Here is a 26927-nt window from a genome sequence, read left to right on the forward strand (position 1 = left end):
GTATGAGTACGCAAGTCGTCGTTGTCGGCGCGGGCTATGCGGGTGCGGGCGCCGTCAAACGGCTCGAAGACGAACTCGACCCCGGCGTCGATCTCACGTGGATCTCAGAACAGGACTACCACCTCGTCCTCCACGAGGTCCACCGGTGCATCCGGGACCCCAGCGTCGAATCGAAGGTCGCGATCCCGATCGACGAGATCAAATCGCCCTCGACGGAGTTCAAGCGCGGCCGGGTGACGAACGTCGACGTCGACGACCGGGTCGTCGAACTCGAAGACGGCGAGGTCGAGTACGACTACCTCCTTTTGGGGGTCGGCTCCGGCACCGCCTTCTTCGGCATCGACGGCCTGCAGGAACACGCCCACGAACTGAAAGGCCTCGACGACGCGCGGGCTATCCACGCCGATGTCGAGGCGGCGGCGGAAGACGCCTCCCGCGACGACCCCGCCCAGGTGATCGTCGGCGGCGCGGGGCTCTCCGGCATCCAGACCGCCGGTGAGATCGCCGAGTATCGCGACGAGCACAACGCGCCCATCGACGTGACCATCGTCGAGGGGCTCGACGAGGTCTTCCCGGGCAACGACTCCGAACTCCAGGGTGCGCTCCGCCGGCGGCTGGAAGCGCTCGACGTCGAGATCATCACGGGGGAGTTCATCTCGGAGGCCGACGAAGACGCCGTCTACCTCGGCGGCGGCGACGACGACCCCGGCGAAGAGATCGAGTACGACGTCCTGATCTGGACCGGCGGTATCACCGGCCACGACGAGGTCCACGGCGTCGACCTCGAACAGGACGACCGCTCACATCGGATCCACGCCGAAGCCGACTTCCAGACCTCGGACGAGCGGGTGTTCGCGGTGGGCGACGCCGCCTTAGTCGACCAAGGCGAGGACACGGTCGCGCCGCCGACCGCCCAGGCCGCCTGGCAGGCCGCGGAGGTTGCCGGCGAGAACGTCGCCCGCGCGGTGGAGGGCCGGCCGCTGAAGACGTGGCGCCACGACGACAAGGGGACCGTCATCTCGGTCGGCGACGACGCGGTCGCCCACGGCGTCAAGCTTCCGGGACTCGGCGAACTCCCGATCAACGTCTTCGGCGGGCCCGCCGCGCGGACGCTGAAGAAGGCGATCGCCGCGCGGTGGATCGCGGACGTCTCCTCCCCACGCAACGCGCTCGCAGCGTGGGGAAGTATGTAAGAAGTGTGATAGAACTGGCGAGGTATCGAGGCGCCGTCGACTGTTGCTACCGCCGACCGGTCAGTGGGACGGCTCCTCGACCGGCGCGCGCATGTCCTGAATCCGGAGGATGAGGATGTTTCCGGTGTCGTCCTTCCCGTCGACGGTTCCCTCGATCACGAGCTTCGAAAGCGGCGTGGGACCGACCGTCACGCCGTCGCCCTCGTGGAACTCCCGTACCGACCCCTGGATGTGGATCTCGGCCCGGCACAGTTCGGGGTGGTGTACCGAGGAGAGGTCGATCTCGTCGACGTTTGCGTTCTCGACTTCCTCGCCGTCGTGGTAGAGCGGGACGTACGCCGGCTCGTCCATCCGGTCCACGTCGAGCGCCTCGTAGGCGTTCGCGGTGGGCTTGTAGCCGCCCTTCGGGCCGGGGACCCCCTCGACGAGCTGGAGGGCTTTCAGGCTCTGCATCTGGTTTCTGATCGTCCCCGGGTTCCGGTCGACTTCCTCGGCGATGTCCTCTCCCTTCACCGCGTCCTCGCTCTCCCGGTGGAGGTTTATCAGCGCAGTCAGTATCGTCTTCTGACTGGACGTCAGTTCGATGGATGACATACGAATTCGTTCACTACATACGGTATTAAATCCGGTGGGTGGCCGGCCGTGGTTCCGAACAGTATTCGGATAATCCACCGATTACGGTACGTCCGTGTTGTTTTTTGCCGAAAGCTGTTCAAACACGTTCCATCCACCCGGAGCGGTCGTTCGCTTCAGGAACGACGGGTGCGCTACCCGCCGTCCGATTGCTCGGCGTAGCGGCGTTCGCGCTCACGGAACGCCTCGGCGCCGATCGCGGCCTCGAACGCCTCGAAGTCGACCGTCTCCGCGGCTCCGGCCGTCCCGTCGGCGGCGAGCGCGGCGTAGGTTTCCTGTAACGCCCGTGTGGCCGCGAACAGCCCCGAAAGCGGGTAGACCACGATGTCGAAGCCGATCGCGTCCAGTTCCGAGGCCGGGAGGTACGGCGTCTGCCCGCCCTCGATCATGTTTGCGAACGTCGGTACGTCGAACTCCTCGGCGACCGCCTCGAGTTCCGCGCGCGACCGCGGGGCCTCGACGAAGACCACGTCGGCACCGGCGTCGGCGTAGATGTGCCCCCGCCGGACGGCCTCCTCGAGCCCGTGTGGCTCGCGTGCGTCGGTTCGTCCGATGATGACGAAGTCCCCGTCGCGTTCGGCCCGCACGTCGGCCGCGGCGCGGATCCGCCGGGCGTGGTCGTCGGCATCGATCACCGACTTCTCCTCCATGTGCCCGCACCGTTTGGGCCACTGCTGGTCTTCGAGGATCCCGCCGGCGACCCCGGCGTCCATCGCCTCCTCGATCGTCCGGCGCACGTTGAGCGCGTTGCCGTAGCCGGTGTCGAGGTCCGCGACCAGCGGCACCGACAGGCTCGGGACGATCGAGCGGATCTGCCGCAGGTTCTCCGACATCGTCAGCAGCCCCAGATCGGGTTTCCCGAGCTGCGTCGCGGAGATGCTGAACCCCGAGGTGAAGACGGTCTCGAACCCGGCCCCCTCGGCGAGCATCCCCGACAGGGCGTCGTAGACGCCGGGCATCACCGCGATCTCGGCCGCCTCGATCCGTGCGCGCAACGTTGCTCCGGGGTCGCTGCCGTTCATACCCCGACAACGGCGGGCGAGCCCCTAAACGTTGCTCGGCGCCCCGCCGCATCCGACACCGCTTTGTGCCTCGTCGGTCGTGTCACCGGTATGGAAGACAGACGCGTCCTCGTGACCGGCGGCGCGGGCTTCATCGGCTCGAACCTCGCGAACCACCTCGCGGCGGACAACGACGTTGTGGCCGTCGACGACCTCCACCTCGGCACGCCCGAGAACCTCGCGGACGACGTCGAGTTCGTCGACGCGAGCGTCCTCGACGACGACCTCCCCACCGAGGGGGTCGACGCCGTGTTCCATCTGGCGGCGTACTCCTCGTACACGATGGCCGAGGAGAACAAGCGCGACGCCACCCGAGTCAACGTCGAGGGGTTCGTCAACGCCGTCGAGCAAGCCCGCGAGGACGGCTGCGACACGGTCGTGTACGCCTCGACCTCGTCGATCTACGGCTCCCGGACCGAGCCCTCGCCCGAGGACCTCCCGGTCGAGGCCCGGACCTGCTATGAGGCCTCGAAGCTCGCCCGCGAACAGTACGGCGAGTACTTCCATCACCACTACGATATGACCCTCGCGGGCCTGCGTTTCTTCTCGGTCTACCAGGGCTACGGCGGTGCGGAGGAGCACAAGGGCGAATACGCGAACACCGTCGCGCAGTTCACCCACAAGATCGCCAACGGCGAACGGCCGGAGCTCTTCGGCGACGGCTCACAGACGCGTGACTTCACCCACGTCGACGACATCGTCCGCGGGATCGAACTCGCCGCCGACCACAGATTACAGGGAATCTACAACCTCGGCACCGGCAACAGCTACACGTTCAACGAGATGATCGGGCTGATCAACGACGAACTCGGTACCGACGTCGACCCCAAATACGTCGAGAACCCCCTCGAGGTGTACGTCCACGACACGATGGCCGACGCGACCAAGATGCGCGAGGCCACCGGCTGGGAGCCCGAGATCGACTTCGAGGAGGGCCTCGCCCGGGTGTGTGCACCCTACACGGAGTAACTCCGATGGCGACCGAGGCGCTACAAACCGTCCGCGTGATCGGCGCGCCGACCGACTACGGCGCCAACCGACGGGGCGTGGATATGGGCCCCTCCGCGATCCGCTACGCCGGCCTCGCCGCGCAACTCGAACGCGCCGGCGTCGCGGTCGCGGACGGCGGCGACGTCCCCGCACCGCGGGCCGAGGAGCGCGATCCGTCGGTCGAGACGTTCGCGGCGGGGCGGGCGCGGTTCCTCCGCGAGACCCGCGAGGTCACGATCCGAGTTGCCGACCGCGTCGAGGGGGCGCTCGCGACCGCGGACCTCCCGATCGTTCTCGGCGGCGACCACTCCGTGGCGATCGGATCGGTGACGGGATCGGCTCGCGACGCCGACGTCGGCGTGGTCTGGTTCGACGCCCACGCCGACTGCAACACCCCCGAAACCTCGCCGACGGGCAACGTCCACGGGATGCCGCTGGCGGCGGTGCTCGGCGTCGGCGCGTTCGCGGACGTCGAGTGGGCCACCGCCGACGGGCTCCGCGCTGACAACGTCGCCATCGTCGGCCTGCGCGACGTCGACGAGCGGGAACGGGACGCGATCGAGGAAAGCGGCGTGACGGCGTTCACGATGGCCGACATCGACACCCGCGGCCTCACGAACGTCGTCGACGACGCCGTGGACGTGGCGACCGACGGGACGGACGGGGTTCACGTCAGCCTCGACCTCGACTGGCTCGACCCCCGCGAGGCCCCCGGCGTCGGTACGCCCGTCCGGGGTGGGGTCACCTACCGGGAGGCCCACTCGGCGCTGGAGCGCGTCGCCGGGCGCGATTGTCTCCGCTCTTTGGATCTCGTCGAGGTGAACCCGATCCTCGACGAACGCAACGAGACGGCGGAGCTGGCGGCGGAGTTGGCGTCGAGCGCGCTGGGCCGACGGATCCTGTAACCGGCGCGGAGAGCCGCGGAACCGCGACTCGACGGCGATCAGTCCGCGCTGGCTTCCGCTTCGCCCTCGGCGCTCGCTTCCGCGGCCTCCCCACCCTCGGTCGTCGCGTGGACGTCGACGCTTGCGACCGCGTCGCCGGCTTCCAAGTCCATCACGATGACGCCCATCGTGTTCCGGCCGACGACCGAGAGGTCCTCCACCGGGGTCCGGAGGATCTGGCCGTCGCCGCTCATCACGAACAGGTGGTCGTCGGGCCCGACGGTCTCGAGTTCACAGACGGGGCCGTTCCGGTCGTTGGTCTTGATGTCGATCAGCCCCTTGCCGTTCCGGGACTGCCGCCGGTACTCGTCGATGTCGGTCCGCTTGCCGTAGCCGCGCTCGGTGACCGTCAGCACCCAACTGTGGCGGTCGGCGTCGACGGCCGCAAGCGCCGCCACCTCGTCGTCGCCCTCCAGCCGGATCCCGCGGACGCCGCGGGCCGACCGACCCATCGCCCGCACCTCCGACTCGGTGAAGCGGATCGCCATCCCGTCGCGGCTGGCCAAAAGCAGGTCCCGGTCGCCGTCGGTGACCTCGACGTCGACGAGGGCGTCGTCCTCGTCGAGCGTGGTCGCGATGATCCCCGTCGAGCGGATGTTCTGGAACTCCTCGACCCCCGTTCGTTTGACGTACCCCTCGCGGGTCGCCATCGTGAGGTACTTCTCCTCGTCGGCCTCCATATCCGCACAGTTGACGACGGCGGTGAGCTCCTCGCCGTCGTCGAGATCAAGCAGGTTGACCGCGGACTTCCCCCGGGCCGTCCGGGACATCTCCGGTACCTGGTAGGTCTTCAGCTGGTAGACCTTGCCGTGGTTCGTGAAGTACAGCAGGTAGTCGTGGGTCGAAGCGACGTACACCGACGCGACGCGGTCGCCCTCCTTGAGTTCGGTGCCGATGATCCCCTTTCCGCCGCGGTGCTGGGCGCTGAAGCGGTCCAGCGGCATGCGCTTGATGTAGTCGTCCTCGGTGACGACCACGACGACGTCCTCCTCGGCGATCAGGTCCTCGTGGGTGACGGTGCCGGTGTCCTCGATGATCGACGTCCGGCGGTCGTCGTCGTACTCTTCTTTGATCGCTTCGAGTTCGGATCTGACGACGGCGTCGAGTTCGTCGTCGTCGTTGAGGATCGTCTCCAACTCGTCGATCCGCGATTGGACCTCGTCGTACTCCTCGCGGATCTCGTCGGCCTCCATCGCGGTCAGCGACCCCAACTGCATCGCGACGATGTGGTCCGCCTGGTCGGCGGAGAAGTCGAAACTCGGGAGGGGGTCGCCGCCGACCTCGACGACGTGTTCGCCGCGGAGTGCCGCCTTCGCGTCGTCGCGGCTCTCGGAGTTCCTGATGACCTCGACCACGTCGTCGACCGATTGCAGCGCCCGGAGTCGCCCTTCGAGGATGTGCGCGCGATCGCGCTTCTCGCCGAGTTCGTACTGGGAGCGCCGGCGGACGACCGTGCGTCGGTGTTCGAGGTACTCCGCTAAGGTCTCCTTCAGATCGAGGACCTGCGGTTGGCCGTCGACCAAGGCGAGGTTGATGACGCCGAAGGTGGATTCCAGATGGTGTTCCAGCAGCTGGTTTTTCACCACCTCGGCGTTGGCGCCGCGCTTGAGTTCGACCACGACCCGGATGCCGTCGCGGTCGGACTCGTCGCGGAGGTCGCGGATCCCCTCGATCGTGCCGTCGTTGACGTTGTCGGCGATCCGCTCGACTAAGCGCGCCTTGTTCGCCTGAAACGGGAGTTCGGTGATCACGATCCGGTCGTCGCCCTCGATCTCGAACTCCGCGCGGACCCGGATCCGGCCCCGACCCGTCTTGTACGCCTTGTGGATCGCGTTCCGGCCGACGATGTTCGCCCCCGTCGGGAAGTCCGGCCCCTTCACGAACTCCATCAGGTCCTCGACCGTGCAGTCGGGGTTGTCGATCAGGTGTGTCGTCGCGTCGATCACCTCCCCCAAATTATGGGGTGGGATGTTGGTCGACATCCCGACCGCGATGCCCGAGGAGCCGTTCACGAGCAGGTTCGGGAACGCCGCGGGGAGGACGGCCGGCTCCTCCAGCCGGTCGTCGTAGTTTGACTGGAAGTCGACGGTGTCCATACCGATGTCGGAGAGCAACTCCTCGGCGATCGGCGACATCCGGGCCTCGGTGTACCGCATCGCCGCGGGCGGGTCGCCGTCGACGGAGCCGAAGTTCCCCTGGCCGTCGACGAGGGGGTACCGCATCGAGAAGTCCTGGGCCATCCGCGCGAGGCTGTCGTAGATCGCGGAGTCGCCGTGCGGGTGGTAATCCCCCATCGTCTCGCCGACGATTGAGGAGGACTTCCGGTGCGAGGAGCGGGCGGTGACGCCCAGTTCGTGCATCGCATAGAGGATCCGGCGGTGGACCGGTTTCAACCCGTCGCGGGCGTCGGGCAGCGCCCGGCCCGCGATGACGGACATCGCGTAGTCGATGTAGGACTGTTCCATCTCCTGTTCGATCAGTGCGGTCTCGACCTCCGCGGCAATGCCGGCGTCGGGATCGAACCGCTCGGGTGCGTCGGAGCTCATCAGATATCAACCCATTCGGCGTCTGTCGCCCTGTCCTTGATGAACTGCTTTCGTGGTTCGACAGCGTCCCCCATCAGCACCGAGAACATCTTGTCGGCGGCGGCGGCGTCCTCGACGGTGATCCGTTTTAAGATCCGGTTCTCGGGGTTCATCGTGGTCTCCCACAGCTGATCGGGGTTCATCTCCCCGAGGCCCTTGAACCGCTGGACCTGCGTGGGGTTGCCGTCGCATCTCTCCTCGACGATGCGGTCGCGTTCGGCTTCAGTCATCGCGTCGTAGGTCTCACCTCGGTATCGGATGCGGTACAGCGGCGGCTTCGCGGCGTAGACGTAGCCCGCCTCGACCAGCGGGCGCATATGACGATACAGCAGCGTCAACAGTAGCGTCCGGATGTGGGCGCCGTCGACGTCGGCGTCCGAAAGCAGGATGATCCGTTCGTAGCGCGCGTCGTCGATGTCGAACTCCTCGCCGACGCCCGCGCCGATCGCGGTGATCAGCGCCCGGACCTCGTCGTTCTCCAGTACCCTGTCGAGCCGGTGTTTCTCGACGTTCAGGATCTTCCCTTTGAGGGGCAGAATGGCCTGGAATCGGCGGTCTCGGCCCTGCTTGGCGCTGTTGTGGACGAACACCCCGGATTCGAGCGCGAAGTTGTGCGTTCCGGGCACCTCGATATCGTACACGTCTTCGGTCTCTTCGAGCGGTTCGACGGACGCGACGGAGTGGTTGTGCGCTTCGACTGCCGACACGAGTTCGTCCTCCCCGTCGAAGAACTTCTCTACCGTCGTTGATTTGGTCAGGACGTTCGGATCGGCCTTCTCGCGCCGACGTTCGTCGTAGTTCTCCAAGTCTCCGTCCGATTCGAGCACCTCCTTCATAAACGGAATCGTGTTCTCGTAGTAGGTCTCGTTGTACGCTTCCATCCGGTTCTCGCGGAACTCTTCGGTCCACTGTTCTTCGGTCTTCTTGCTCCGCCACTCTCGGAGTTCGTCGTCGTCCCACTGCTTTTCTGCCTCCTTACGACGCTTTTTGATTGCCTCCGGGTTCTCCTCGTAGTACTGCGTGACGCGTTCGGATTGCTCTTCGCGGTTCTGCTCGTCACTCCAGTACTCCCGCGCTTCCCGAGTCAGGCGCTGCCGGACGCGCTCCTGATAGTCCGGATTGTTCTCATAAAACTCCCGCCACGCGTTCCGCATAAACTGTTCGTACTCATCGTCTTCCCATTGTCCTTTAGCCTGCTCTCGCAGCACGTCTACCGTCCCTTCTTCCTGCATTCGCCGACTCATTTTTTTGCGGTACGCGTCGGACCGCTTCGTTTCCCTGGCTTTTTCCTTGGCCTCTTCGGTGTGAAGCGTTCGCTCGGCGTGTTCCCGGTGCAGTTCGAGGTGTTCGTCCTTCGGGAGGCGACGTACGTTGTCCGGTCGGTTGTTTCGCTTGTCGAAGTCGACGTGATGCTTGTGGTCGCCGTCGCTCCGCTCGTACGCGCCGTGTTCGAGGTTGTACCGGTCCGCGAGGAGGTGAGTGAACTCCCAGAAGTCGGGTGCGAACGGCTGCTTCACCATCTCGTACCCGTCGATCGTGATGTTCTCCTCGTCGGAGTCGGAATCCTTTCGATACAGCGGCATCAGTGACTGTCCGTCGCTGAGGTTCCGGGCCTCACAGTAGCTTCCGTCGCGGAGCATAAACTCGTGATCCGGCGTACACCGGATCTCCTCACCGTTGTCGAGGGTTACCCGAACCAACTCCGCGTCCTCTTTTGTCACGCGCGGGTTCGTAATCCGTTTGATCCCGATTCGGCCGTCGTCCTGTACCGTGTAACAGTAGTGTGTTTCACCGTTCCCGTGCTCCTCGACGAGCTGCTCGAACGTGATCGACCGTCCGTCAGCGAGTGCGACCTCCGTGTCGCCGGTAAAGCAGCCGCCGGCGCTGTCGCCCTCCACCACGAACAGCTCCGCTTCCGAGGGATCGCGGCTCTGACAGTCCGCGAGTTTCCCCGGCAGCGACGTCGACTCCAGCGCCGACTTCCGCCGCGTGAGTTCCTCGGCCTGCTTTGCGGCCTTCCGCGCCTTCGCGGCCTCGACGGCCTTGTTGACGATCGCTTCGGCGGTGTCGGGGTGCTCCTCGAGGTAGGTGCCGAGCTTCTCGTGGGTGATCGACTCGACGATGCCGCGGACGTCGCTGTTGCCGAGTTTGGTCTTGGTCTGGCCCTCGAACTGCGGGTCGGGGTGCTTGATCGAAATGACCGCGGTCAGCCCCTCGCGGACGTCCTCGCCCTTCAGCGAGTCGAAGTCGCCGAGCAGGTTGCGGTCCCGCGCGTAGTCGTTGACGACCCGCGTGAGCGCGGTCTTGAACCCGGTGAGGTGGGTGCCGCCCTCGCGGGTGTTGATGTTGTTCGCGAACGCGTGGATCGACCCCTGGAGCTCCTCGGTGGCCTGCAGCGCAACCTCGATCTGGATGTCCTCGGCGCTGTCAGCGTAGTAGATGACGTCGTCGTGGAGGACGGTCTTCGTCTCGTTGAGGTACCGGACGAACTCCCGGATCCCGCCGTCGTACCGGAAGGACCGTTCCCGCCGTTCGGCGTCTCCCGCCTCCGCGCCCTCGTCTGCGCCGGCCTCCTCGATCAGCCGGATCTCGACCCCGGAGTTGAGGAAGGCGAGTTCCCGAAGTCGGGACTCGAGCGTACCGAACTCGAAGTCGTTGGTCTCGAAGATGTCGGTGTCTGGCCAGAAGCGAACCGTGGTGCCCGTGTCCTCGTCGGCGTTGAGGTCGCGGACGCGCTCGAAGGCGCCCGCCTGTGGCTCCCCGTACTCGAAGCGGTCGCGCCACACCGCGCCGTCGCGTTTGATTTCGACGTCGAGTCGGCGCGAGAGGGCGTTGACCACCGAGACGCCGACCCCGTGGAGCCCGCCGGAGACCTGGTAGGACTTGTTGTCGAACTTCCCGCCGGCGTGGAGGACGGTCATAATGACCTCGACGGCGGGCCGGTCGTACTCCTCGTGGCTGTCGACCGGGATCCCGCGACCGTTGTCGGCGACCGACACCGACCCGTCGCCGTGGATCGTGACCTCGATCCGGTCGCAGAAGCCGGCGAGGGCCTCGTCGATCGCGTTGTCGACGACCTCGTAGACGAGGTGGTGCAACCCGCGGGAGTCCGTCGACCCGATGTACATCGCCGGACGCTTCCGGACCGCCTCCAGGCCTTCCAGTACCTGGATCTGTCCGGCTCCGTACTCTGAATCCTGTGACATTGAACGTGTTTTCGTTAAGCCACCTCCAGCCTTAAACCCTCGCACGCGCGGGCGCGACGTGCGACAGATTCTCCCAGATTGCGGGACGTTCGTACGAACCCTCCCAGAACGGCGGTATGATCCCCCCGCCCCCGGATGCCGGTCTGTCCGCCTCGGACGATGGGAACTACCTCGCCGCACCTGGATGGCGGCGACTGCGGTCCGACTCCAGTATGCAACGCCTGCGACCGACAGCGCAAAGTCGATCGCGGGACAAACGAGCGTATGAGCGACGACGACTCGGCGCCGTCCCCCAGCGACGTCGGCGACGACGCCAACGCCCCGCCGATATCGGAGAAGCCGTACAAGATCATCTTCGAGGGGAACAAGTGCATCGGCGCCGGCCGGTGTGCGGAGGTCGCCGACAACTGGGAGATGGACATCACCTCCGGGCTGGCGCGGCCGAAGTCGTACTTCATCGGCGAGGACGACCTCGACGAGAACGTCCGCGCCGCGGAGGTCTGTCCCGCAAAGAAGGACCGCGGCGTGATCCACGTGATCGACCGCCGGAGCGACGAGGAGATCGCCCCCGACCCCCACGGCGACGGCACCCTCAGCGTCGACTGGTGACCGCTCGTGAGTGGACCGACTGTCCGCGTTCTGAGCACCGGCGGCACGATCGCGAGCACCCACGCCGCCGACGGGGCAAAGCCGACTCTCCCGGGCGAGGAACTGGTGGCCGCAGCCGACCTCCCGACGGATCTCGACCTCTCGGTCGAGCAGGTCTCCCAGGTTCCGGGGTTCGGGATGGACACCGACATCGTCGACGACGTAGCCTCCTATGTCCGCGACGCCGGGGCCGACGAGTCGTTCGTGGTCACCCACGGCACGGACACGATGGCGGAGTCGGCGTACTACCTCGATGCGGGGCTCGCACCCGACGCGCCGGTGGTGTTCACGGGTGCACAGCGGCGCCCCGACGAGGTGAGCGCCGACGGGCCGGCGAACCTCCGGGCCGCTGTGGCGGCCGCGACCCACCCCGAGCTCTATGAGGCCGGCGGCACCCACCTCGCGTTCAACGGGGAGCTACACGCCGCCCGCGACGTCGTCAAATCCCACTCACACAAGCTGGAGACGTTCAGTTCTCCCGGCAAAGGCCCCGTCGCCGTCCGCAACCGGGAGGGGTTCCGGTTCCACCGCGAACCGGGGAGCCGGTCGGCGCACGTCCCGGGGCTCGGATCCGACGCCACGGTGGCGACGGTGACGAGTGGCCTCGGCGTTGACGGCGGGCCGGTCCGTTGGGTTCTCGATGCGGTCGACGGGCTGGTCGTGGCCGGCACGGGCCTCGGCAACGTCACTGCGGAGCTGGCCGACGCGATCGACGAGGCGCTCGACGACGGGGTCCCGGTCGTGATCGCCTCGCGGTGTCACGCCGGCGGCGTCAACGGGGTGTACGGAACGGCCGGCGGCGGAAAGCGGCTTCTCGAACGCGGCGTGCTTCCGGCGGGCGACCTGCCGCCGTGGAAGGCGCGGCTGAAACTGCTGCTCGCGCTCGAAGCCGCCAACACCCCCGCGGGCGTGGCCGAATATTTCTGAGCGGAGTACGACGGAGTCGGTTGCCGCGGCTCGCGGTCGAGCAAAACGAAACCACTAACGGTGCGTCCGCGGAAGGGTGGAACGCGCGGGGGTGGCTGAGCCAGGCCAAAAGCGGCGGACTTAAGATCCGCTCCCGTAGGGGTTCGTGGGTTCGAATCCCATCCCCCGCACTTGCGTGTCCGAGCGACAGCGAGGACCGCAGCCGTACGGTGGGTTCGAGGCAGGGAGCAGCTCTGCTGCGACCGTGGTTCGAATCCCATCCCCCGCATACCGAACCCGCGAGCCACGGTGATCGGTCCGCGTAGATACCAGAATGCTGTCATTCTCTGACCCGAAAGACGCCTGACCGCTGCGTTCGGACCTGCGCTCGCTACCGGCTGTATTCATACTGTCGGCTATAGTCCCCTGAAGAACTTCGACACCCCGGGGTGTCGAAAATCTTCACGTGGTTATAGCCAACAGTACCAGCCATCCTCTCCGGCTGGACGTGTCCGGAGCTCCGTTGAGCTCATCACAAAATTGATTTACTGGTTGTGTTATTGATATGATGTGCCTACAAAAGCCGCTGGCTCGCATCCGGTATCCGCGTTGATAGCGTTAGTGGCTGGATCCGTCCTGTCAAAATACGTTTGGGAGTTGCTTCCCCCTGTTGGAACTGCCTCGCGAACAGTTCTCACTCTTATAAATAGTTACGTTGCAGTGCCGACGAACTCGAAGGCGGCTGGTGCACTCGTCGTCTTCCTGAGCGTAACCGTGGTATGGGAAGTTGCACATTATATCCGCGAGCGGTAACCCGTCCGCTTCGAGCGGACGCAGTTCGACCTGTCGTTGCGCCGGATTGAAACGCTCACTCGGTTCCGGCTCTCCCAGGACTTCGAGCGGGCTCTACCCCGACACCAGTCCGATGGCAAATCCAAGCAGGATAATGAGAAACACAAGGAGGACCCCGTAGAACATGAATCGATCGGCCCCATCCATACCCGAAACTGGCACGCCGAGCCACAAATGCGTTCACCTTTCGTCCGGCACCGGAGTCAACGGCCCGTCGAGCGGCCGGTCCGTTCGGCCCGACAGCCCCGTAACCGCTCTCCGACAGGAGTAAAAACCGCGCCGCGGTAGGGAGGGCAATGAGTCAGGAAGCGGCCGGCGAGGGTCGCGTCCGGGTCGTCGGTACCGCACACGTCTCCGAGGAGAGCGTCCGGGAGGTCGAGGAGACGATCGAGGCCGAGCGTCCCGACATCGTTGCGGTCGAACTCGACGAGGGGCGGTACCGGCAGTTGAAGGGCGGCGAACCCGACGACATCGAGCCGGGGGATCTGCTCCGCGGCAACACCGTCTTCCAGTTCATCGCCTACTGGATGCTGTCGTACGTGCAGTCACGGCTCGGCGAGAAGTTCGACGTCACGCCCGGCGCGGACATGCTCTCGGCGGTCGAGACCGCCGAGGAGTTCGGGATCGATGTCGCGCTCGTCGACCGCGACATCAACGAGACGATGCGGCGGTTCTGGACGGCGATGGGCCCGATCGAGAAACTGCGGATGATCGGCGGACTGGCGTTCGGGATCGGCGACAGCCGCGGGGTCGGCCTCGCGGCGGGCGTCATCCTCGGACTCCTGCTGGGGCCGCTCGTGGCGATCTTCGGCGGGAGCGTCGGGCTCGATCTCGCGATTCTGTCCCGGATCACTGGCGGCGTCGTGCTCGCAGTCGGCGTCGCCGCCGCGGTGTGGCTGTTCGGCGGGTCGGTCCTCTCGGCGGCGGATCGCGCGACCGTCGCGGTGGGCGGCGGCGTGGCGATCGGCGCGGTCGCCGGTGTCGGCCTGGGCCTTGCGACACCAGTCGTCGACTCCCTCGGGCCGTTCGCCGTCCGGGGCGTCGGGAGTATGGCGCTGGGGATCCTCGGCGGCGTGGCGATCGGCGGGCTTCTGGGGCAGTTCGCCGCGGTGTTCGGGGGTGCCGACCCCCAGGACGTCGAGGAGTTCGATATGTCGGAACTCACCGACACCGACGTGGTGACCGCGATGATGGAGGAGTTCCGGCAGTTCTCCCCCGGCGGCGCCGCGGCCCTGATCGACGAACGCGACGCGTTCATCGCACACAAACTGCTCGGACTCCGCCAGTCCGGTGCCGACGTCGTCGCGGTGGTGGGCGCGGGTCATCGTGAGGGGATCCAGCGGTACCTCGACAATCCCGAAACGCTCCCGCCGATGGATTCTCTGACCGGTACCGGCGGACGGGGGATCCCGTGGGCAAAGGTCGTCGGCACGGGGATCTCGGTCGTCGTGATCGGCTTCTTCGTCCTGCTTGCGCTGTCGTCGGCCGGCGACGACACGCTGCTCCGGCTGTTCGGGGCGTGGTTCCTGGTCAACGGGCTGTTCGCCGCGGGGTTGGCGAAAGCCGCCGGCGCGCGGTGGTCGTCGTCGCTCGTCGGCGGCGCAGTCGCGTGGATGACCTCGATCAACCCGTTTCTGGCGCCGGGGTGGTTCGCGGGGTACGTGGAACTCCAACACAACCCGGTGAACGTCTCCGACATCGGCACGCTCAACGAGATCCTCTCCGACGAGGAACGACCGATTTCGGATCTGGTGTCGGATATGTTCGCGGTTCCGCTGTTCCGCCTGATCATGATCGTCGCCGCGACCAACGTCGGCAGCATCATCGCCTCCGCGCTGTTTGTCGCCTACCTGCTCCCGCTTTTCGCCTTGGATCTCGGCGGCGCGGCCGGGGTGACGCGGCTGCTGTTCGAGGGCGCACGAAACGGGTGGGAGATCCTCTGGGGGACGGTCGCGTGACCGACAACGGCGGCTTCGTACCGCCTGCGGCGACCAAACCGGAGGTGCTGTCCCGGTGAGCGTCTCCGGTCTCTCGTTCAGTTCGCGCGAACTCCGGGACTTAGCCCTGGCGTGGGCGGCACTCGGGGTCGCCTTTGCCATCTTCTTCGCCGGCGGCGGCCGGCGGGCCGTCGAGAGCATCCTGGGCGGCGGCGTGATCGCGCCGGTGCTTCTCAGCCTGCTGACCGCCGGCGTTGGCTTTCTCGTTCACGAACTCGCCCACAAGGTGGTGGCGGTCCGGTTCGGGCAGATCGCGGAGTTCCGCGCTGATTACGGGATGCTGTTTCTCGCGGTCGTGAGTTCGCTCGCGGGGTTCATCTTCGCTGCCCCCGGCGCCGTCTATCACCGTGGGCGGCTGACGTCCCGCGAACACGGGCTGATCGCGCTGGCGGGGCCGGCGGTGAACGTGGGGTTGGCGGCGCTTTTCCTGCCGGTCTTCGTCCTCGGGACGGTCCTGGGTTCGGAGTTTCTCGCCTTGATCGGCTCGCGTGGGCTGATGATCAACCTCTTTTTGGCGGCGTTCAATATGCTTCCGTTCGGGCCCCTCGACGGCAAGACGGTTCTCGGGTGGAGCAAGGCCGTCTTCGCCGGGTTCTTCGTCCCAGCTCTGGTCCTGACGGTCGGCGCGTTCCTGCTTGGATTCGGGTTCTAATCGGCCGGGGAGAGGGCAACCGCCTACTCGTCGTCCGACGGCTCGTACTCGTGGCCGAGCACGAAGGCGCCGGCGTTGACGACGACCAGCGATACGAACAGGAGCGCCTCGGCGCCGCCCAGCCCGCCGGCGAGGAGGGGCAGGTACGTGACCGGCAGGACGATTGCGGCCCAGAAGCTCGCGGCCCGGAGGTTCCGGACGGCGGTCCGGATGGCTTCGCTTACGATACGGCCGGCGCGACTCAGAGAATCGCGCTCGAGCGGGACGTCGGGAGAGCGGGGAGCGTGAGACATCTGCTTCGGCTTACTCTACCGTAGGGGTGGCATCCACATATAACGCGCAGAGCCTTCACTCGTTTCGCGACGGTTTAGCGCGCCGACCGACGTTTCACCGACGTTTTATGAGTGTCTCAAAACCCGCTAAAACGTTCATAAGCTGATCTGAAACGATATCGTCGCTTCGAGGCGGGATACCGCGGAGTCGGGGGACGGAACCGCGCTATCGAGACCGACCGCCGTCAGCCGGCGATGGACTGCCGTCAGTCCCCGTGGGGTCACCCACACGGACCGGACGTGTTTTCCTTGCGCGTTCCGGGGGTTGAGGTATGACCGACGACAGCCCTGGCAGCGGCAACGCCGAGGGGAGCGGAACGGGAGCCGACGGCGGGGACGGACCGGACGACGAATCGCTGACGTACGCCGACGCGGGCGTCGACATCGACGCGAGCGAGGCAGCGACCGCCGCGCTGGTGAGCGCCGTCGGGGAGAGCGAGGGCGACTACGCAGGCCTGGTAGACATCGGCGACCGGTATCTGGCGCTCGCGACCGACGGCGTCGGGACGAAGCTGCTGGTCGCAGAGGCCCTTTCCGATTACTCCACGGTCGGTATCGACTGCATCGCGATGAACGCAAACGACCTCGTCGCCGCGGGGGTCCGCCCGGTCGCGTTCGTCGACTATCTCGCGGTTGAGGAACCCGACGAGACGTTCGCCGAGCAGGTGGGCGACGGGCTGCGCGCCGGCGCCGAGGAGGCGAGTCTGGAACTCGTCGGCGGTGAGACCGCGGTGATGCCCGAGGTGATCCGCGGGCTCGATCTGGCGGGGACCTGCGCAGGGCTGGCCGCGAAGGACGCCGTCTTCGCCGGCACGACAGAGCCGGGCGACGCCTTGGTGGGCTTTCCCTCCTCGGGCATCCACTCAAACGGACTGACTCTCGCCCGCACGGCCGTCACTCGTGATCACGCGTACACGGACCCCTGCCCGTTCGGCGACTACGACACCATCGGCGACGCGCTGCTCGAACCCACGCGACTGTACACACACCTGCTGGCTCCGATGCGGGCACACGGCGTCCGTGCCGCCGCCCACGTCACCGGCGGCGGGTGGACGAACCTCGAACGGATGGGCGAGCACCGCTACGTTGTCGACGACGCATTCGACCCCCAGCCGGTTTTCGAGTTCGTCCAGTCGTTGGGCGACGTCGCGGACGCGGAGATGCACCGGACGTTCAATATGGGCACGGGGTTCGTCTGTGCGCTCGACCCCAACGATGCCGCGGCACTCGCTGCCGACACCGACGGCCGGGTGATCGGCCGCGTCGAGTCCGGCAGCGGCGTCTCGATCCGCGGGGTCGAACTCTGAACCGGACTCAGAGGTGCGCAGCCACGTCGGCTTCGGTCACGATCCCGACCGTCTCCCCGCCCTCGACGACCAGGACCGCAGCGTGGTGATCCAACGCCGTGTCGATCTCCTCTAAGGTCGCCGACGGCTCGACCGCCATCACCGACTCGCGCATCACCTCCGCCACGGGGAGGGTTCCGACGTCGGCGCCCTCTTGGGCGTGGCGGATGTCGCTGTTCGAGATGATGCCGACGGGGCGGCCGTCGCGGATGACCGGCAACTGGGAGAACCCCTCGTCGAGCATCAGGTCGCGGGCGGCCCGCACAGAATCGTCGGGCGCGACGCTCACGACGTCCTCGTTCATCAGGTCGGCCGCGCGGACGATGCTCCCCTCGGCCTCCTCTAAGGCGTTGACGATCCGCCGGAGCGTCGAGAGCCGGGGGTCGACGTCGCCGCCTTCGATGCGAGCGATGAGCGGTTGGGAGACGCCCGCCTTCTCGGCGAGGCTGCTCTGGGTCAGGTCCAACTCCGTCCGGCGCTGCCGCAGGTCCTCCGGGGTCGGGAGCTCCATACGGCTAATAACCCGAAGTTATACGAAAGCCTTTCGGGCCGGCTGGACTCGCCGACCCGTCGGTCGCCGATCTACCCGTGGCTGTGTGCCTGCGTCTCCTCGTCGCCTTCCTCGTCGCCCTCACCGGTCTCGACGACCTCGATCACCGACAGCGGCACGTCCCGGAGCGCCCCGCCGACTTCGCTTTTCGCGATGCGTGAGGCGTGTTCCTCGCTGTCCGCGTTGAACACGTCGATCTCCAAGAGCAGCCCCACGAGGGCGGTGTCGGCCGCGATGAACGCGGAGTCGAACGGCTCCCCGCAGGCGGGACACGGCGTCGCACCCACCTCGACCTCCACGTACTCCTTGTCCTGATCGTTAAGCCGCTTCCCGGCTTCGCTGACCGCGACGCCGATCGCGTCGTCGATGTCGTCGACGTCGCGGACCAGCCACGCGGCCTCCATCGCGACGAGGTAATTACTCATACCAGGTTCACGTGGCCCGGGGTCTCGTGTCTTGTGGTTCGTCCCGACGGCACGTCCGGCACCCGGCTGTCGGGGTGCGGATGCGACTCCGATCCATCGCATAAGTTATGCCAACGAACGGGACCGCTAACGCACCGCCTACGTCGCGGCGGGCGCCGTGACGGCAACGCGCTGGCAGCGAGCCGCGTTCGGAGAACCGCACGACAGCGACGGGTCACACCGACCCACGCTATGAATAGGTTTATATACGCCCGGTACCGGGCACACGCCACGACGATGTTGGACGACCTTCGACGCGGCGCGACCTTCCTGCTGTACCAGATAGCCCTCGCCGTCGGGATCGTGGCGATGCCGGTGGCGCTGGGAGCGCGACGGCTCGGACTCACGCTCCCGATCGGGCGACTGGTCGAGACCGCCGAACGCGCCTACCGTAGCGCGTCGCCCTGATCCGGTCGCGACACCTCAGTCGCGGCCTGTCTCCGTTGACTCCCCTCGTGAGCGGCGGGATCGGCCGTCTAGCCGGGACGACGGCCCGGGATGAGACCGACCGTGCGGCGACTGCCGGTACGGGCAACAGCGGTGGGAAGGGTGGCATTTATCAGCGGCGGGCCGCAACGGCAGGTAATGCGTACACCTACGAGCGACGATCTCTCGACCGGTTTCGACTCCCCCAACGGTGACCACTCCGGCGTGTTCTCCCCCGAGATCGGCGAGTTCCCCGAAGCCGAGCGCCGCGCGGAGGGGATGGGCGACAAGGAAACCAAAACCGGCACCACGACGGTCGGGCTGAAGACCGCCGACGGCGTCGTCCTCGCGACCGATATGCGCGCGAGCCTCGGCCGGATGGTCTCCTCGAAGAACGTCCAGAAGGTCGAGGAGATCCACCCCACCGGCGCGCTCACCATCGCCGGATCGGTCTCGGCCGCGCAGTCGCTCATCTCCTCGATCCGCGCGGAGGTCCGACTCTACGAGGCCCGCCGCGGCGAGGACATGAGTATGCAGGCGCTGTCAACGCTTCTCGGAAACTTCCTCCGGTCGGGTGCGTTCTTCATCGTCCAGCCGATCCTCGGCGGCGTCGACGAGGATGGGCCCCACATCTACAGCATCGACCCCGCGGGTTCGATCCTCGAAGAGGAGTACACCGTCACGGGATCGGGCAGCCAGTACGCGCTGGGCGTGCTCGAACAGGAGTACAGCGACGACCTGAGCATCGAGGAGGCCAAGTCGGTCGCCACCCACGCGATCGACAGCGCGGTCGAGCGCGACCTCGCGTCCGGTAACGGCATCAATATGTGTACCGTCACCGACGAGGGCGTCGAGGTCACCCAGCACAAGGACTTCGAGGAGCTCCTGTAGCTCGGTCCGGGTCGCGGTCTTCGCTCAGAGCCAGTCCGCGAACGACCCGTCCAGCAGCGTCTCCTCCTGTCTCCGCACGTAGTCGCGTTGCATCCGCGTCACGGCGTCGGCGAACTCGTCGCCGTCGGCCAAGTACTCCCGCACCCGCGAGACCTTCCAGTCGGCGGGGGTCGTCCCGTGATCGACGCGCGCCCGCAACGGCGCCACGTACCGTTCGGCCTCCGACTCCGAGCAGCCGGCAGTGGTGAGTCCGTCGACCGCGTGGGCGAGGATGTCGTCGTAGACCGCCTCGACCTCGATGGTCTCGGCGCCGTCGTTGCAGATCCACCGCTGGCCGCTGTCGAGGCCCGCTCTGACCGCGTCGTAGAAGTTCCCCCGGGCGGTCGACCACTGCTGGTCGGTCGCGGGGTGTCGCCGGCGCGGGAGGCTCTCCATCAGCCCCGCGAACGTCGCCTGAAACGCCAGCGAGTCCCGGACCGTCGGCTGGGCCGGGATCGGCCGGAACTCGATCCGTGCGTTGGCCGCCGACCGCGACGCGCCGTCGAACACCGGCCGGACCCACCGCCAGTAGGTGCCGTGCTTCCGGCGGAGCGTGGCGAACTCGTCGTCGAACCGGTTGCCTTCCGGGACCGGCATCGGAACAGCCGTGGCGTCGGCGGCGACCCGGTCGACCGCCTGCTCGACGGTGGTGAGGTCCTCGGGGAACGCGACCTTCTTCGCGTCGGGCGTGTTGAGCACCGACTCGAAGACGCCGATCCGGTTCTCGAGGTGACACTCCTCGAGGACCTTCCCCGCACCGACGTCGTCGTAGAGATCCGGCGGGAAAAAGGGGGAGTTGACCCCGAGCGCCAGGAGCGGCCCGGCCAACCTGAGCGCGTAATTGAACCGCGTTGGGAGGTCGTCGGCGTGGGCCACCTGGTAGTGGGGCTGGATCGAGGTAATCAGCGACTCCGGCATCACCGTCCGCGCGGAGAGGCTCACGTTCGGCGCGTCGACCGCGGTCTCCTCCGGAAGCGTCGGGCTGTTCGCCATCGCGTGGTACCGGACCGACCCGCTCATGTTCGTCGCGATCCTGACGCCCTCGGCCTCGACGCTGCCGGTGAGGTATTCGCGGGCGGTCTCGCCGGCCGGCGGGATGGTCCACATCCCGTCGCTGACGAGCCGGATCCCCTCGGCGGCGGTGCACTCCTGGGCGGCGGCCAGCCGCGCCCGCACTTCCGCCGCCTGAGCTCGGAGCCCGTCGGCGTTCAGCGGCTGTGGGCTGGTGGTCATCTCGGCGTTGTGGAGCCCGAGTTCCTTCTCGAAGCCGATCAGTTCCAAGAGTCGGCGGGGGACGCGCATCAGGCCGTAGGCGCCGGCCTCCTTGGAGGCTTCCCACCGGCCGTCGGCGACGGCGTAGAACTCGTACTCGAGGCCGACGATGGACTGGTGGTTGTCGAAGGTCCCCTCCCGGAGTTCGGATTTCACCACTTCCGCCTCCGTCCGTGCCTGCGCCTCGAACTCCTCGGGATCGACGGCGAGGGCGTCCCGAACCGAAGCGGCCAACTCCTCGGTCATAGCCGCCCGTGGTCGGGCGAGGGGTTTCAATCCCGCGCTTTCCCGGGTCGCGGCGACGACGCCCGCCCGGAGTCGGCGGACTCTTGTCCTACGAGCCGGTACGCGGGGTCGATGCAGTTTGCCGACTTCGCTCGTCGCGCCGCGGAACTGGAGGCGGAACCGGGCGACCACGCCACCGTCGCGGGCGCCTGCCGCCTCCTCGCGGAGGCGGGCGCGGACCTCCCGACCGTGGTCCGGTTCCTCCAGGGGCGGGTCTACCCCGCCTGGGACGGCCGGACGCTCGACGTCGGCCCCGCGCTCCTCCGGGAGTCGATCGCCTGCGCGGCGGGCCCGAACGTCGACGCCGACGACGTGGAGGACAGACTCGCCGATCTCGGCGAGATCGGGGCGGTCGCGGCGGCGTACGACTTCGGTGGCCAGCAGGGGTTGTCCGCCTTCGGCGGCGGCACCGCGGGTTCGCTCACGGTCGCCGAGGTCGACGAGCGGCTCCGCGAGGTCGCGGCCGCCGACGGCGAGGGAAGCCAGGAACGCCGTATTGAGACGCTGTTCGGGCTGTTCAACCGCGCCTCGCCGGAGGAAGCGACGTTTCTCGCGCGACTGGTTCTCGGCACGATGCGGATCGGGGTCGGCGAGGGGACGGTGCGGGACGCCATCGCGGCCGCGTTCATCGAACCCTTGCCGGACGAGGAGGTGGTAGACGACGACGGTGCAGCCGACGAAGTCGGCGAGGGAACTGCTGATCCCGCCACCGACGGGACCGCTGACGCTGGCGCTGAGGGGACAGCCGACGCCGAGTCCGCGGACGACGCCGCCGACACGGACGACTGCTCGGCGACTGCGCCCTCGGAGGCGGCGGTCGCGGCGGTCGAACGCGCGCTCCAGGTCTCGAACGACTACGGACGGGTCGCGGTCGTCGCCCGCGAGGAGGGACGGGCGGGGCTGGACGCGATGGGACTCGACGTCGGCCGTCCGGTACAGACGATGCTGGCGCAGGCCGGGACCGCGGCCGACGGGATCGACGCCTGGGGGGAGGCGATCGTCGGGACAAAGTTCGACGGCGCGCGGGTCCAAGTCCACTACGACGGGACAGAACCCCGGATCTTCTCCCGGAACATGGAGGACGTCACCGATCCCCTGCCGGAGGTCGTGGAGTTCGTCGAGCGCGAACTCGACGTTCCAGTTGTTCTCGACGGCGAGGTCGTTGCGGTCGACGACGACGGCGCCCCGCTACCCTTCCAGGAGGTGCTCCGCCGGTTCCGCCGGAAGCACGACGTCGAGCGGATGCGCGAGGAGGTCCGAGTGGAGCTGCGGGCGTTCGACTGTCTCCACGCCGACGGGACGGATCTGCTCGACGCCCCGCTCCTCGACCGCCGGGATCGGCTCGACGACCTGCTGGGCGACACCGACGTAGTCGAGGAGGTCGTCCGGACGACCGACCCCGATGCGGTCGCCGCCGCCGAGCGGACGGCGCTGGAAGCGGGCCACGAGGGCGTGATGCTGAAGGATCCCGACTCGGCGTACGAACCGGGAAAGCGCGGCCGGAACTGGCTGAAGCGGAAGCCGGACGTCGAGACGCTGGATCTCGTCGTGACCGGCGCCGAGTGGGGCGAGGGCCGGCGGGCGAACCTCCTCGGGACGTTTCTCCTGTCGGCGCGCGTCGAGGACGCTGCCCCGATCGACGGCGCCAACACGGGGGACGACGGGGCCTACGCCACGATCGGGAAGGTCGCAACCGGAATCACCGACGCAAAGCTCGAATCGCTGACGGACCTGCTCGAACCGCACGTCGACCGCGAGGACGGCCAGGCTGTCTCGATCGAGCCCGCGGTCGTCTTCGAGGTCGGCTACGAGGGGATTCAACCGTCGCCGACGTACGAATCGGGCTATGCGCTCCGGTTCCCGCGGTTCGTGGGCGTCCGGTCGGACAACTCACCCGGCGACGCCGACACGGTCGCCCGGGTCGAGCGGCTGGCCGACGAGCAGTAGCCAGGTCCCCAGCCTGCGGGTTCCCGGACTACAGCACGCCCATCGCGTCGAGCCGTTCGGGGAGGTACGTCTCGGTGACGAAATCGAGCCCCCGGGCCGCAAGCGACTGCTGTTCGGCCTTCTTCTCGATGTCGAGCTGGAGTTCGATCTGTTCGGTCCAGTAGTCGGTCTCGAACCGCGGGTCCTCCAACTCCGATTCCAGGGCGTTGACATCCGAATCCGCGAGCGGATCGGTCGGGAGGTCGTACTCCACGATGTCCTCCGGCTGAATTCCCACGAACCGCGCCTGCGGCGTCGCGAGGTACTCCGAGAGGTGCGCGGACTTGATCGACCCGTACGCCACCGACCCGTAGATCCGGTAGGACCACGGGTCGCCGTCGGTAAAGACCACGACCGGGAGGTCGAGTTCGTCGTGGAGTCGCTTGGTGATCCGGCGGGTCGCCCGCGCGGGCTGGCCCTTCAGGTGGACCACGAGGCAGTTGTACTCCTCGTCGAAGCCGTTCTCGACGAGCCGGTCGCGCATCCCGCCCGTCTCGACGCAGAGGACGAAGTCGATGTCGTGATCGAGGAAGTCGATGGTGTCGGGGTTGTTCGGGATCTGGTAGCCGCCCTCGCCGACGTCCTTCTGGCAGTGGATCTCCCGCTCGCCGCGGCGGGTCTGCTCGCGGAGCTCCAGCGGCCCCATCAGGGTCGCCCCCGATTCCTCGGGGCGCATGTGGAAGTCCTCGCGGGTCACCTCCGCGACGATCTCCAAATCCTCGATCAGCTGGTTCGACTCGTCCTGGCTCGAGAACTGCGCCTCCTCGTTGTCCCACGATTCCGAGAGGTAGTACAGTTCACGCAGCGTCGAGGAGCGACCCTCCTCCAGTTGGTTCACCAGAAACTCGATGGCGTACGACGCCTTCAGGAGTTTCCGCGCGCCGCGGACGCTGTTGGCCGACCTGGTGGAGGTGCGGTCGCCGTAGACCCACACCTTCGAGTCCTCGTCGAAGACGATGTTCGACTTCGTCCGCGTGGGGATCTCCATTCGCGGCACCTCGCCGGCCGCGAACTGGTCGTAAAACTCCGCGGCGAGGTCGATGAGGCGTTCCTGTGCGAGTTCGTCGTCCTGTTTCGTGCTCATTGTGGTTGGGGTGGGTGTTTTCGAGTGCCCGCTCACGCGTCGATGGTCAGCTTCTCCGCCTTGATCCCGTCGACGTCGACGTCGAAGGTGGCGTCCGCGTCGACGGTGTACGTCAGCGTCGCCGACTCGCCCGCCGGCACCGACGGGGTCCAGGTGACGAACCACTCGCCGTCGAGGTCGACGACGCTCGCATCGTCGGGGAGATCCGAAGGCGCCGCCGACACGATCTCGGTGATCTCCGGTTTTTCGGCCCGGTCGGAGAAGTTCTCGACGGTCAGGGTGACCGACCCGTCGTCGATCTCGCGGTCCACGCTGACGTTGTTCATGATCCGCGCCAAGGCGCCGTCGATGTTCGGTCGCTCTCTGCCCGTCACCTCCGAGAGCTTGTCCGCCATCTCCGGGAGGATCCGGCCGAGGACGTCCTGTTTCTCCCGGCGCTTCCGCATCGACCGCCGCTTTTTCAGGTAGGATTTGAGTTCGCGGGCCGCCTCCCGCACGGCGAGTTCGATCTCGTCTTCGATCGCGGGAATGTTCGCGATGGCGTCCTTCGACTCGCTCGTGAACGGCACGTTCGTGGAGGCCACGTGGATCATCACCACCACGGGGCCGCTCGGCATCCCCGATCCCCCGGGCTGGTCCAGCCCGTAGTTCCGCCACCCGATCCGCTTGACGACGTCGGTCGTCGCACACGCGCCCCGCTGGTAGACCAGCGGCACGCGGTTGGCGAACCGGAGCAGGCCGACGGTGCCGTCCTCCAACTCGCCGCCGTAGACGATTCCGGCCTCCACGATGAAGGGGTCGCCGCCGTGGACCTCGGCGTCGCGGGTCGCCGCCGCGTAGAAGTCGGCGTCGTACTCCTTCCGCAGCCCGGCCTCCACGAGTTCGGCGGTGATCGGCGAGAGGCAGTTCGTCGGCGGCGCCAGGATGTCGGTCTCCCGCATCGCCTCCAGAAGTTCGGAGGCGGCGTCGCGGTCGTCGGCGACGCTCCGCACCTTCGGTAACTCGTCGGGGACCGTCCGCATCGCGTTCCAGACCGCCTCGACGACGTTCTCGCGGGCTGTCTCGCCGAAGGAGACCTCCTCGGAGACCAGTCGGTCCGCGGAGCGGTCGACGTAGGCTTCGAGTTCCGACCGGGTCGCACGGTGGGCCCCGCCGGCCTCGCGGAACTTGTCGGCGAGCCGATCGGCCAACCCGGAGACGGTCGCGTCGTCCTTCCGGGTGCTTGTGGCCTCGTCGACCAACTCGTAGAGATCCGTGTCGATGTCGGTGGTAAGCGCGTCCCAGGCCGCTTCGACGGCGTTCGCCCGAACCGTACTGCCGAAGGTCGCCCCGAACTCCTCGCCGACGTCCTCGCCGACCGTGTCGACGATCTCCCGGAGCTTCGAGCGGGTCGTCCGCTCCCTGGTCGAGAGGGTGTCTGCGACCCGGGCCGCGAACGCGGCTGTCGCCTCCTTGCCCTTGTTCGCGACGGCGTCCTCGACCGCGGCTTCGAGATCGGCGTCGGCGCTCCCCGGGACCGACCACCCCATCTCGCGGCCGAAGTGTCGATCGCGGAAGTTGTCCAGCACCTTGTCCGCGGTCTTCGATCCGACACGGGTGAACTCGCCCTGGAGGAACCCCGACACCGAGTACGATTCGGTCCCCTCCAGCATCGTTATGAGCGTCCCGAGTTCGACCCCGTGTGGGTGCGGCCGGATCTCCTCGGTCTCGGCCGGCAGCTCCGCGCCCTCGACGCGCTCGTAGCGCCGCGGTTCGTCGAGCCGGGGTTCGTCGAGGACCAACCGCGCGTGGGGGTTCACCACCGCGGTGTGTTGGACGTAGTCGTGGAGCTGCTGGCGCGCCCGCATGTTCGCCTCCATCTCCAGCTCGATCCGGGTGCCGTGGGTGGGCGAAAGGTCCGACTCGCCGGGGGCGCGCTCCTCCTCGACGGAGATCTCCGGCTCGTTGGTGTCGGTGTCGATTATCAGCTCGAAATACTGCGCACGGTCGGAGTTCTGGGTCCGGGACGTGATCTTCGCCGGTTTGCCTGACGTCTTCTGTGCGTACAGGACAGCCGCTGAAATCCCGATTCCTTGCTGGCCGCGGTGCTGCTCACGCGCGTGAAAACGAGACCCATACAGGAGCTTCCCGAAAACCTTCGGGATCTGCTCGCGGGTGATCCCGGGGCCGTTGTCCTCGACGACGAGCTTGTAGTAGTCGCCGGATTCGGTGATCTCGACCGATATGTCCGGTTTGATCCCCGCCTCCTCCGTGGCGTCGAGGGCGTTGTCGACCGCCTCCTTGACCGCAGTGACGAGCCCCCGGGCGCCGGAGTCGAAGCCGAGCATCTGCTTGTTCTTGTCGAAGAACTCGGCGATCGAGATGGCGCGCTGGCCCTCCGCCAGGTCGGCGGCGACCTCCCCGCGGGTATCGGCGTCGTCGTCGCTGTCGTCGCTTTCGCCGTCGTCATCCTCGTCGTCGAGTGTCGACTGAAACGAAGTCATTCCCTGCGGGGCCGTACCTCCCCAACGGTTAAGAAGTGTTGGGGAGCGTCCCGAAAGTGAAACGGACCGGGAAACCGGCTGCAACGCGTCGGTCGACGACCG

The 26927-nt window shown here is 67.2% G+C and carries 21 protein-coding genes and 1 tRNA gene; 12 read left to right on the forward strand and 10 right to left on the reverse strand.

Annotated elements, in window-relative coordinates; all coding sequences use genetic code 11:
* Positions 1 to 2 precede the first annotated feature (2 nt).
* Positions 3 to 1193: an NAD(P)/FAD-dependent oxidoreductase gene (locus tag H5V44_RS04090; protein WP_185191834.1), complete on the forward strand. Its 1191-nt coding sequence runs from the start codon at positions 3 to 5 to the stop codon at positions 1191 to 1193.
* Between the two features lie 60 nt (positions 1194 to 1253).
* On the opposite strand, the gene H5V44_RS04095 is transcribed toward H5V44_RS04090, so the two are convergent.
* Positions 1254 to 1787: an Rrf2 family transcriptional regulator gene (locus H5V44_RS04095; RefSeq protein ID WP_185191835.1), complete on the reverse strand. Its 534-nt coding sequence runs from the start codon at positions 1785 to 1787 to the stop codon at positions 1254 to 1256.
* Positions 1788 to 1960: 173 nt separating this feature from the next.
* Entirely contained in the window at positions 1961 to 2848 is an 888-nt protein-coding gene (locus H5V44_RS04100) for an isocitrate lyase/PEP mutase family protein (protein ID WP_185191836.1), read from the reverse strand.
* A gap of 90 nt (positions 2849 to 2938) precedes the next feature.
* Between H5V44_RS04100 and H5V44_RS04105 the strand changes: the two genes are divergently transcribed.
* Both H5V44_RS04105 and rocF read left to right on the forward strand, forming a co-directional pair.
* Positions 2939 to 3856, forward strand: coding sequence for an NAD-dependent epimerase/dehydratase family protein (locus H5V44_RS04105; protein ID WP_185191837.1), 918 nt, complete (start codon positions 2939 to 2941; stop codon positions 3854 to 3856).
* A 5-nt stretch (positions 3857 to 3861) separates the two neighbouring features.
* Positions 3862 to 4782, forward strand: a complete 921-nt coding sequence (gene rocF, locus H5V44_RS04110; protein WP_185191838.1) for an arginase — start codon at positions 3862 to 3864, stop codon at positions 4780 to 4782.
* Between the two features lie 38 nt (positions 4783 to 4820).
* Here rocF and gyrA read toward each other — a convergent pair whose 3' ends face one another.
* Both gyrA and gyrB read right to left on the reverse strand, forming a co-directional pair.
* A complete protein-coding gene (gyrA, locus tag H5V44_RS04115) occupies positions 4821 to 7367 on the reverse strand; it encodes a DNA gyrase subunit A (protein WP_185191839.1) in 2547 nt (848 codons plus the stop codon).
* On the reverse strand, positions 7367 to 10612 hold the full coding sequence (gene gyrB, locus H5V44_RS04120; RefSeq protein WP_185191840.1) for a DNA topoisomerase (ATP-hydrolyzing) subunit B: 3246 nt from the start codon (positions 10610 to 10612) through the stop codon (positions 7367 to 7369). Before gyrB ends, gyrA begins: the two co-directional genes overlap by 1 nt.
* A 264-nt stretch (positions 10613 to 10876) precedes the next feature.
* Between gyrB and H5V44_RS04125 the strand changes: the two genes are divergently transcribed.
* From H5V44_RS04125 to H5V44_RS04145, 5 genes are all read left to right on the forward strand, one after another.
* Positions 10877 to 11221: a ferredoxin gene (locus H5V44_RS04125; protein WP_185191841.1), complete on the forward strand. Its 345-nt coding sequence runs from the start codon at positions 10877 to 10879 to the stop codon at positions 11219 to 11221.
* Positions 11222 to 11227: 6 nt separating this feature from the next.
* The gene (locus tag H5V44_RS04130) at positions 11228 to 12187 is read left to right on the forward strand and encodes an asparaginase domain-containing protein (protein ID WP_185191842.1); all 960 of its coding nucleotides are present in this window, start codon (positions 11228 to 11230) and stop codon (positions 12185 to 12187) included.
* 85 nt (positions 12188 to 12272) lie between these two features.
* A tRNA-Leu gene (locus H5V44_RS04135) sits at positions 12273 to 12357 on the forward strand.
* Positions 12358 to 13314: 957 nt separating this feature from the next.
* Positions 13315 to 14976, forward strand: coding sequence for a TraB/GumN family protein (locus tag H5V44_RS04140; protein ID WP_185191843.1), 1662 nt, complete (start codon positions 13315 to 13317; stop codon positions 14974 to 14976).
* A gap of 55 nt (positions 14977 to 15031) precedes the next feature.
* Entirely contained in the window at positions 15032 to 15667 is a 636-nt protein-coding gene (locus H5V44_RS04145) for a metalloprotease (protein WP_185191844.1), read from the forward strand.
* Positions 15668 to 15690: 23 nt separating this feature from the next.
* Here the strand turns inward: H5V44_RS04145 and H5V44_RS04150 are convergent, their stop codons facing one another.
* Positions 15691 to 15960, reverse strand: coding sequence for a hypothetical protein (locus tag H5V44_RS04150; RefSeq protein ID WP_246403670.1), 270 nt, complete (start codon positions 15958 to 15960; stop codon positions 15691 to 15693).
* 311 nt (positions 15961 to 16271) lie between these two features.
* On the opposite strand from H5V44_RS04150, the gene purM reads away from it, so the two are divergent.
* The gene (purM, locus tag H5V44_RS04155; protein WP_185191845.1) at positions 16272 to 17306 is read left to right on the forward strand and encodes a phosphoribosylformylglycinamidine cyclo-ligase; all 1035 of its coding nucleotides are present in this window, start codon (positions 16272 to 16274) and stop codon (positions 17304 to 17306) included.
* Between the two features lie 7 nt (positions 17307 to 17313).
* On the opposite strand, the gene H5V44_RS04160 is transcribed toward purM, so the two are convergent.
* Together H5V44_RS04160 and H5V44_RS04165 are read right to left on the reverse strand one after the other, a co-directional pair.
* On the reverse strand, positions 17314 to 17856 hold the full coding sequence (locus H5V44_RS04160) for a CBS domain-containing protein (protein WP_185191846.1): 543 nt from the start codon (positions 17854 to 17856) through the stop codon (positions 17314 to 17316).
* A gap of 71 nt (positions 17857 to 17927) precedes the next feature.
* Positions 17928 to 18320 (reverse strand): DUF555 domain-containing protein, encoded by a 393-nt coding sequence (locus H5V44_RS04165; RefSeq protein WP_185191847.1) that lies wholly within the window; start codon positions 18318 to 18320, stop codon positions 17928 to 17930.
* 276 nt (positions 18321 to 18596) lie between these two features.
* Here H5V44_RS04165 and H5V44_RS04170 point away from each other — a divergent pair, with 276 nt between their 5' ends.
* Together H5V44_RS04170 and psmB are read left to right on the forward strand one after the other, a co-directional pair.
* Positions 18597 to 18767 (forward strand): hypothetical protein, encoded by a 171-nt coding sequence (locus tag H5V44_RS04170; RefSeq protein WP_185191848.1) that lies wholly within the window; start codon positions 18597 to 18599, stop codon positions 18765 to 18767.
* A gap of 177 nt (positions 18768 to 18944) precedes the next feature.
* Positions 18945 to 19676, forward strand: a complete 732-nt coding sequence (gene psmB, locus H5V44_RS04175; RefSeq protein WP_185191849.1) for an archaeal proteasome endopeptidase complex subunit beta — start codon at positions 18945 to 18947, stop codon at positions 19674 to 19676.
* Between the two features lie 24 nt (positions 19677 to 19700).
* On the opposite strand, the gene H5V44_RS04180 is transcribed toward psmB, so the two are convergent.
* Entirely contained in the window at positions 19701 to 21233 is a 1533-nt protein-coding gene (locus H5V44_RS04180) for a hypothetical protein (RefSeq protein WP_185191850.1), read from the reverse strand.
* 111 nt (positions 21234 to 21344) lie between these two features.
* Between H5V44_RS04180 and ligA the strand changes: the two genes are divergently transcribed.
* Positions 21345 to 23219, forward strand: a complete 1875-nt coding sequence (ligA, locus tag H5V44_RS04185) for an ATP-dependent DNA ligase LigA (RefSeq protein WP_185191851.1) — start codon at positions 21345 to 21347, stop codon at positions 23217 to 23219.
* A 28-nt stretch (positions 23220 to 23247) separates the two neighbouring features.
* Here ligA and H5V44_RS04190 read toward each other — a convergent pair whose 3' ends face one another.
* Together H5V44_RS04190 and H5V44_RS04195 are read right to left on the reverse strand one after the other, a co-directional pair.
* A complete protein-coding gene (locus H5V44_RS04190) occupies positions 23248 to 24342 on the reverse strand; it encodes a DNA topoisomerase IV subunit A (RefSeq protein ID WP_185191852.1) in 1095 nt (364 codons plus the stop codon).
* 32 nt (positions 24343 to 24374) lie between these two features.
* Positions 24375 to 26825, reverse strand: a complete 2451-nt coding sequence (locus H5V44_RS04195; protein ID WP_185191853.1) for a DNA topoisomerase VI subunit B — start codon at positions 26823 to 26825, stop codon at positions 24375 to 24377.
* Positions 26826 to 26927: the final 102 nt, after the last annotated feature.

The sequence above is a fragment of the Halobellus ruber genome (genome assembly GCF_014212355.1).
Lineage (GTDB): Archaea > Halobacteriota > Halobacteria > Halobacteriales > Haloferacaceae > Haloquadratum > Haloquadratum rubrum.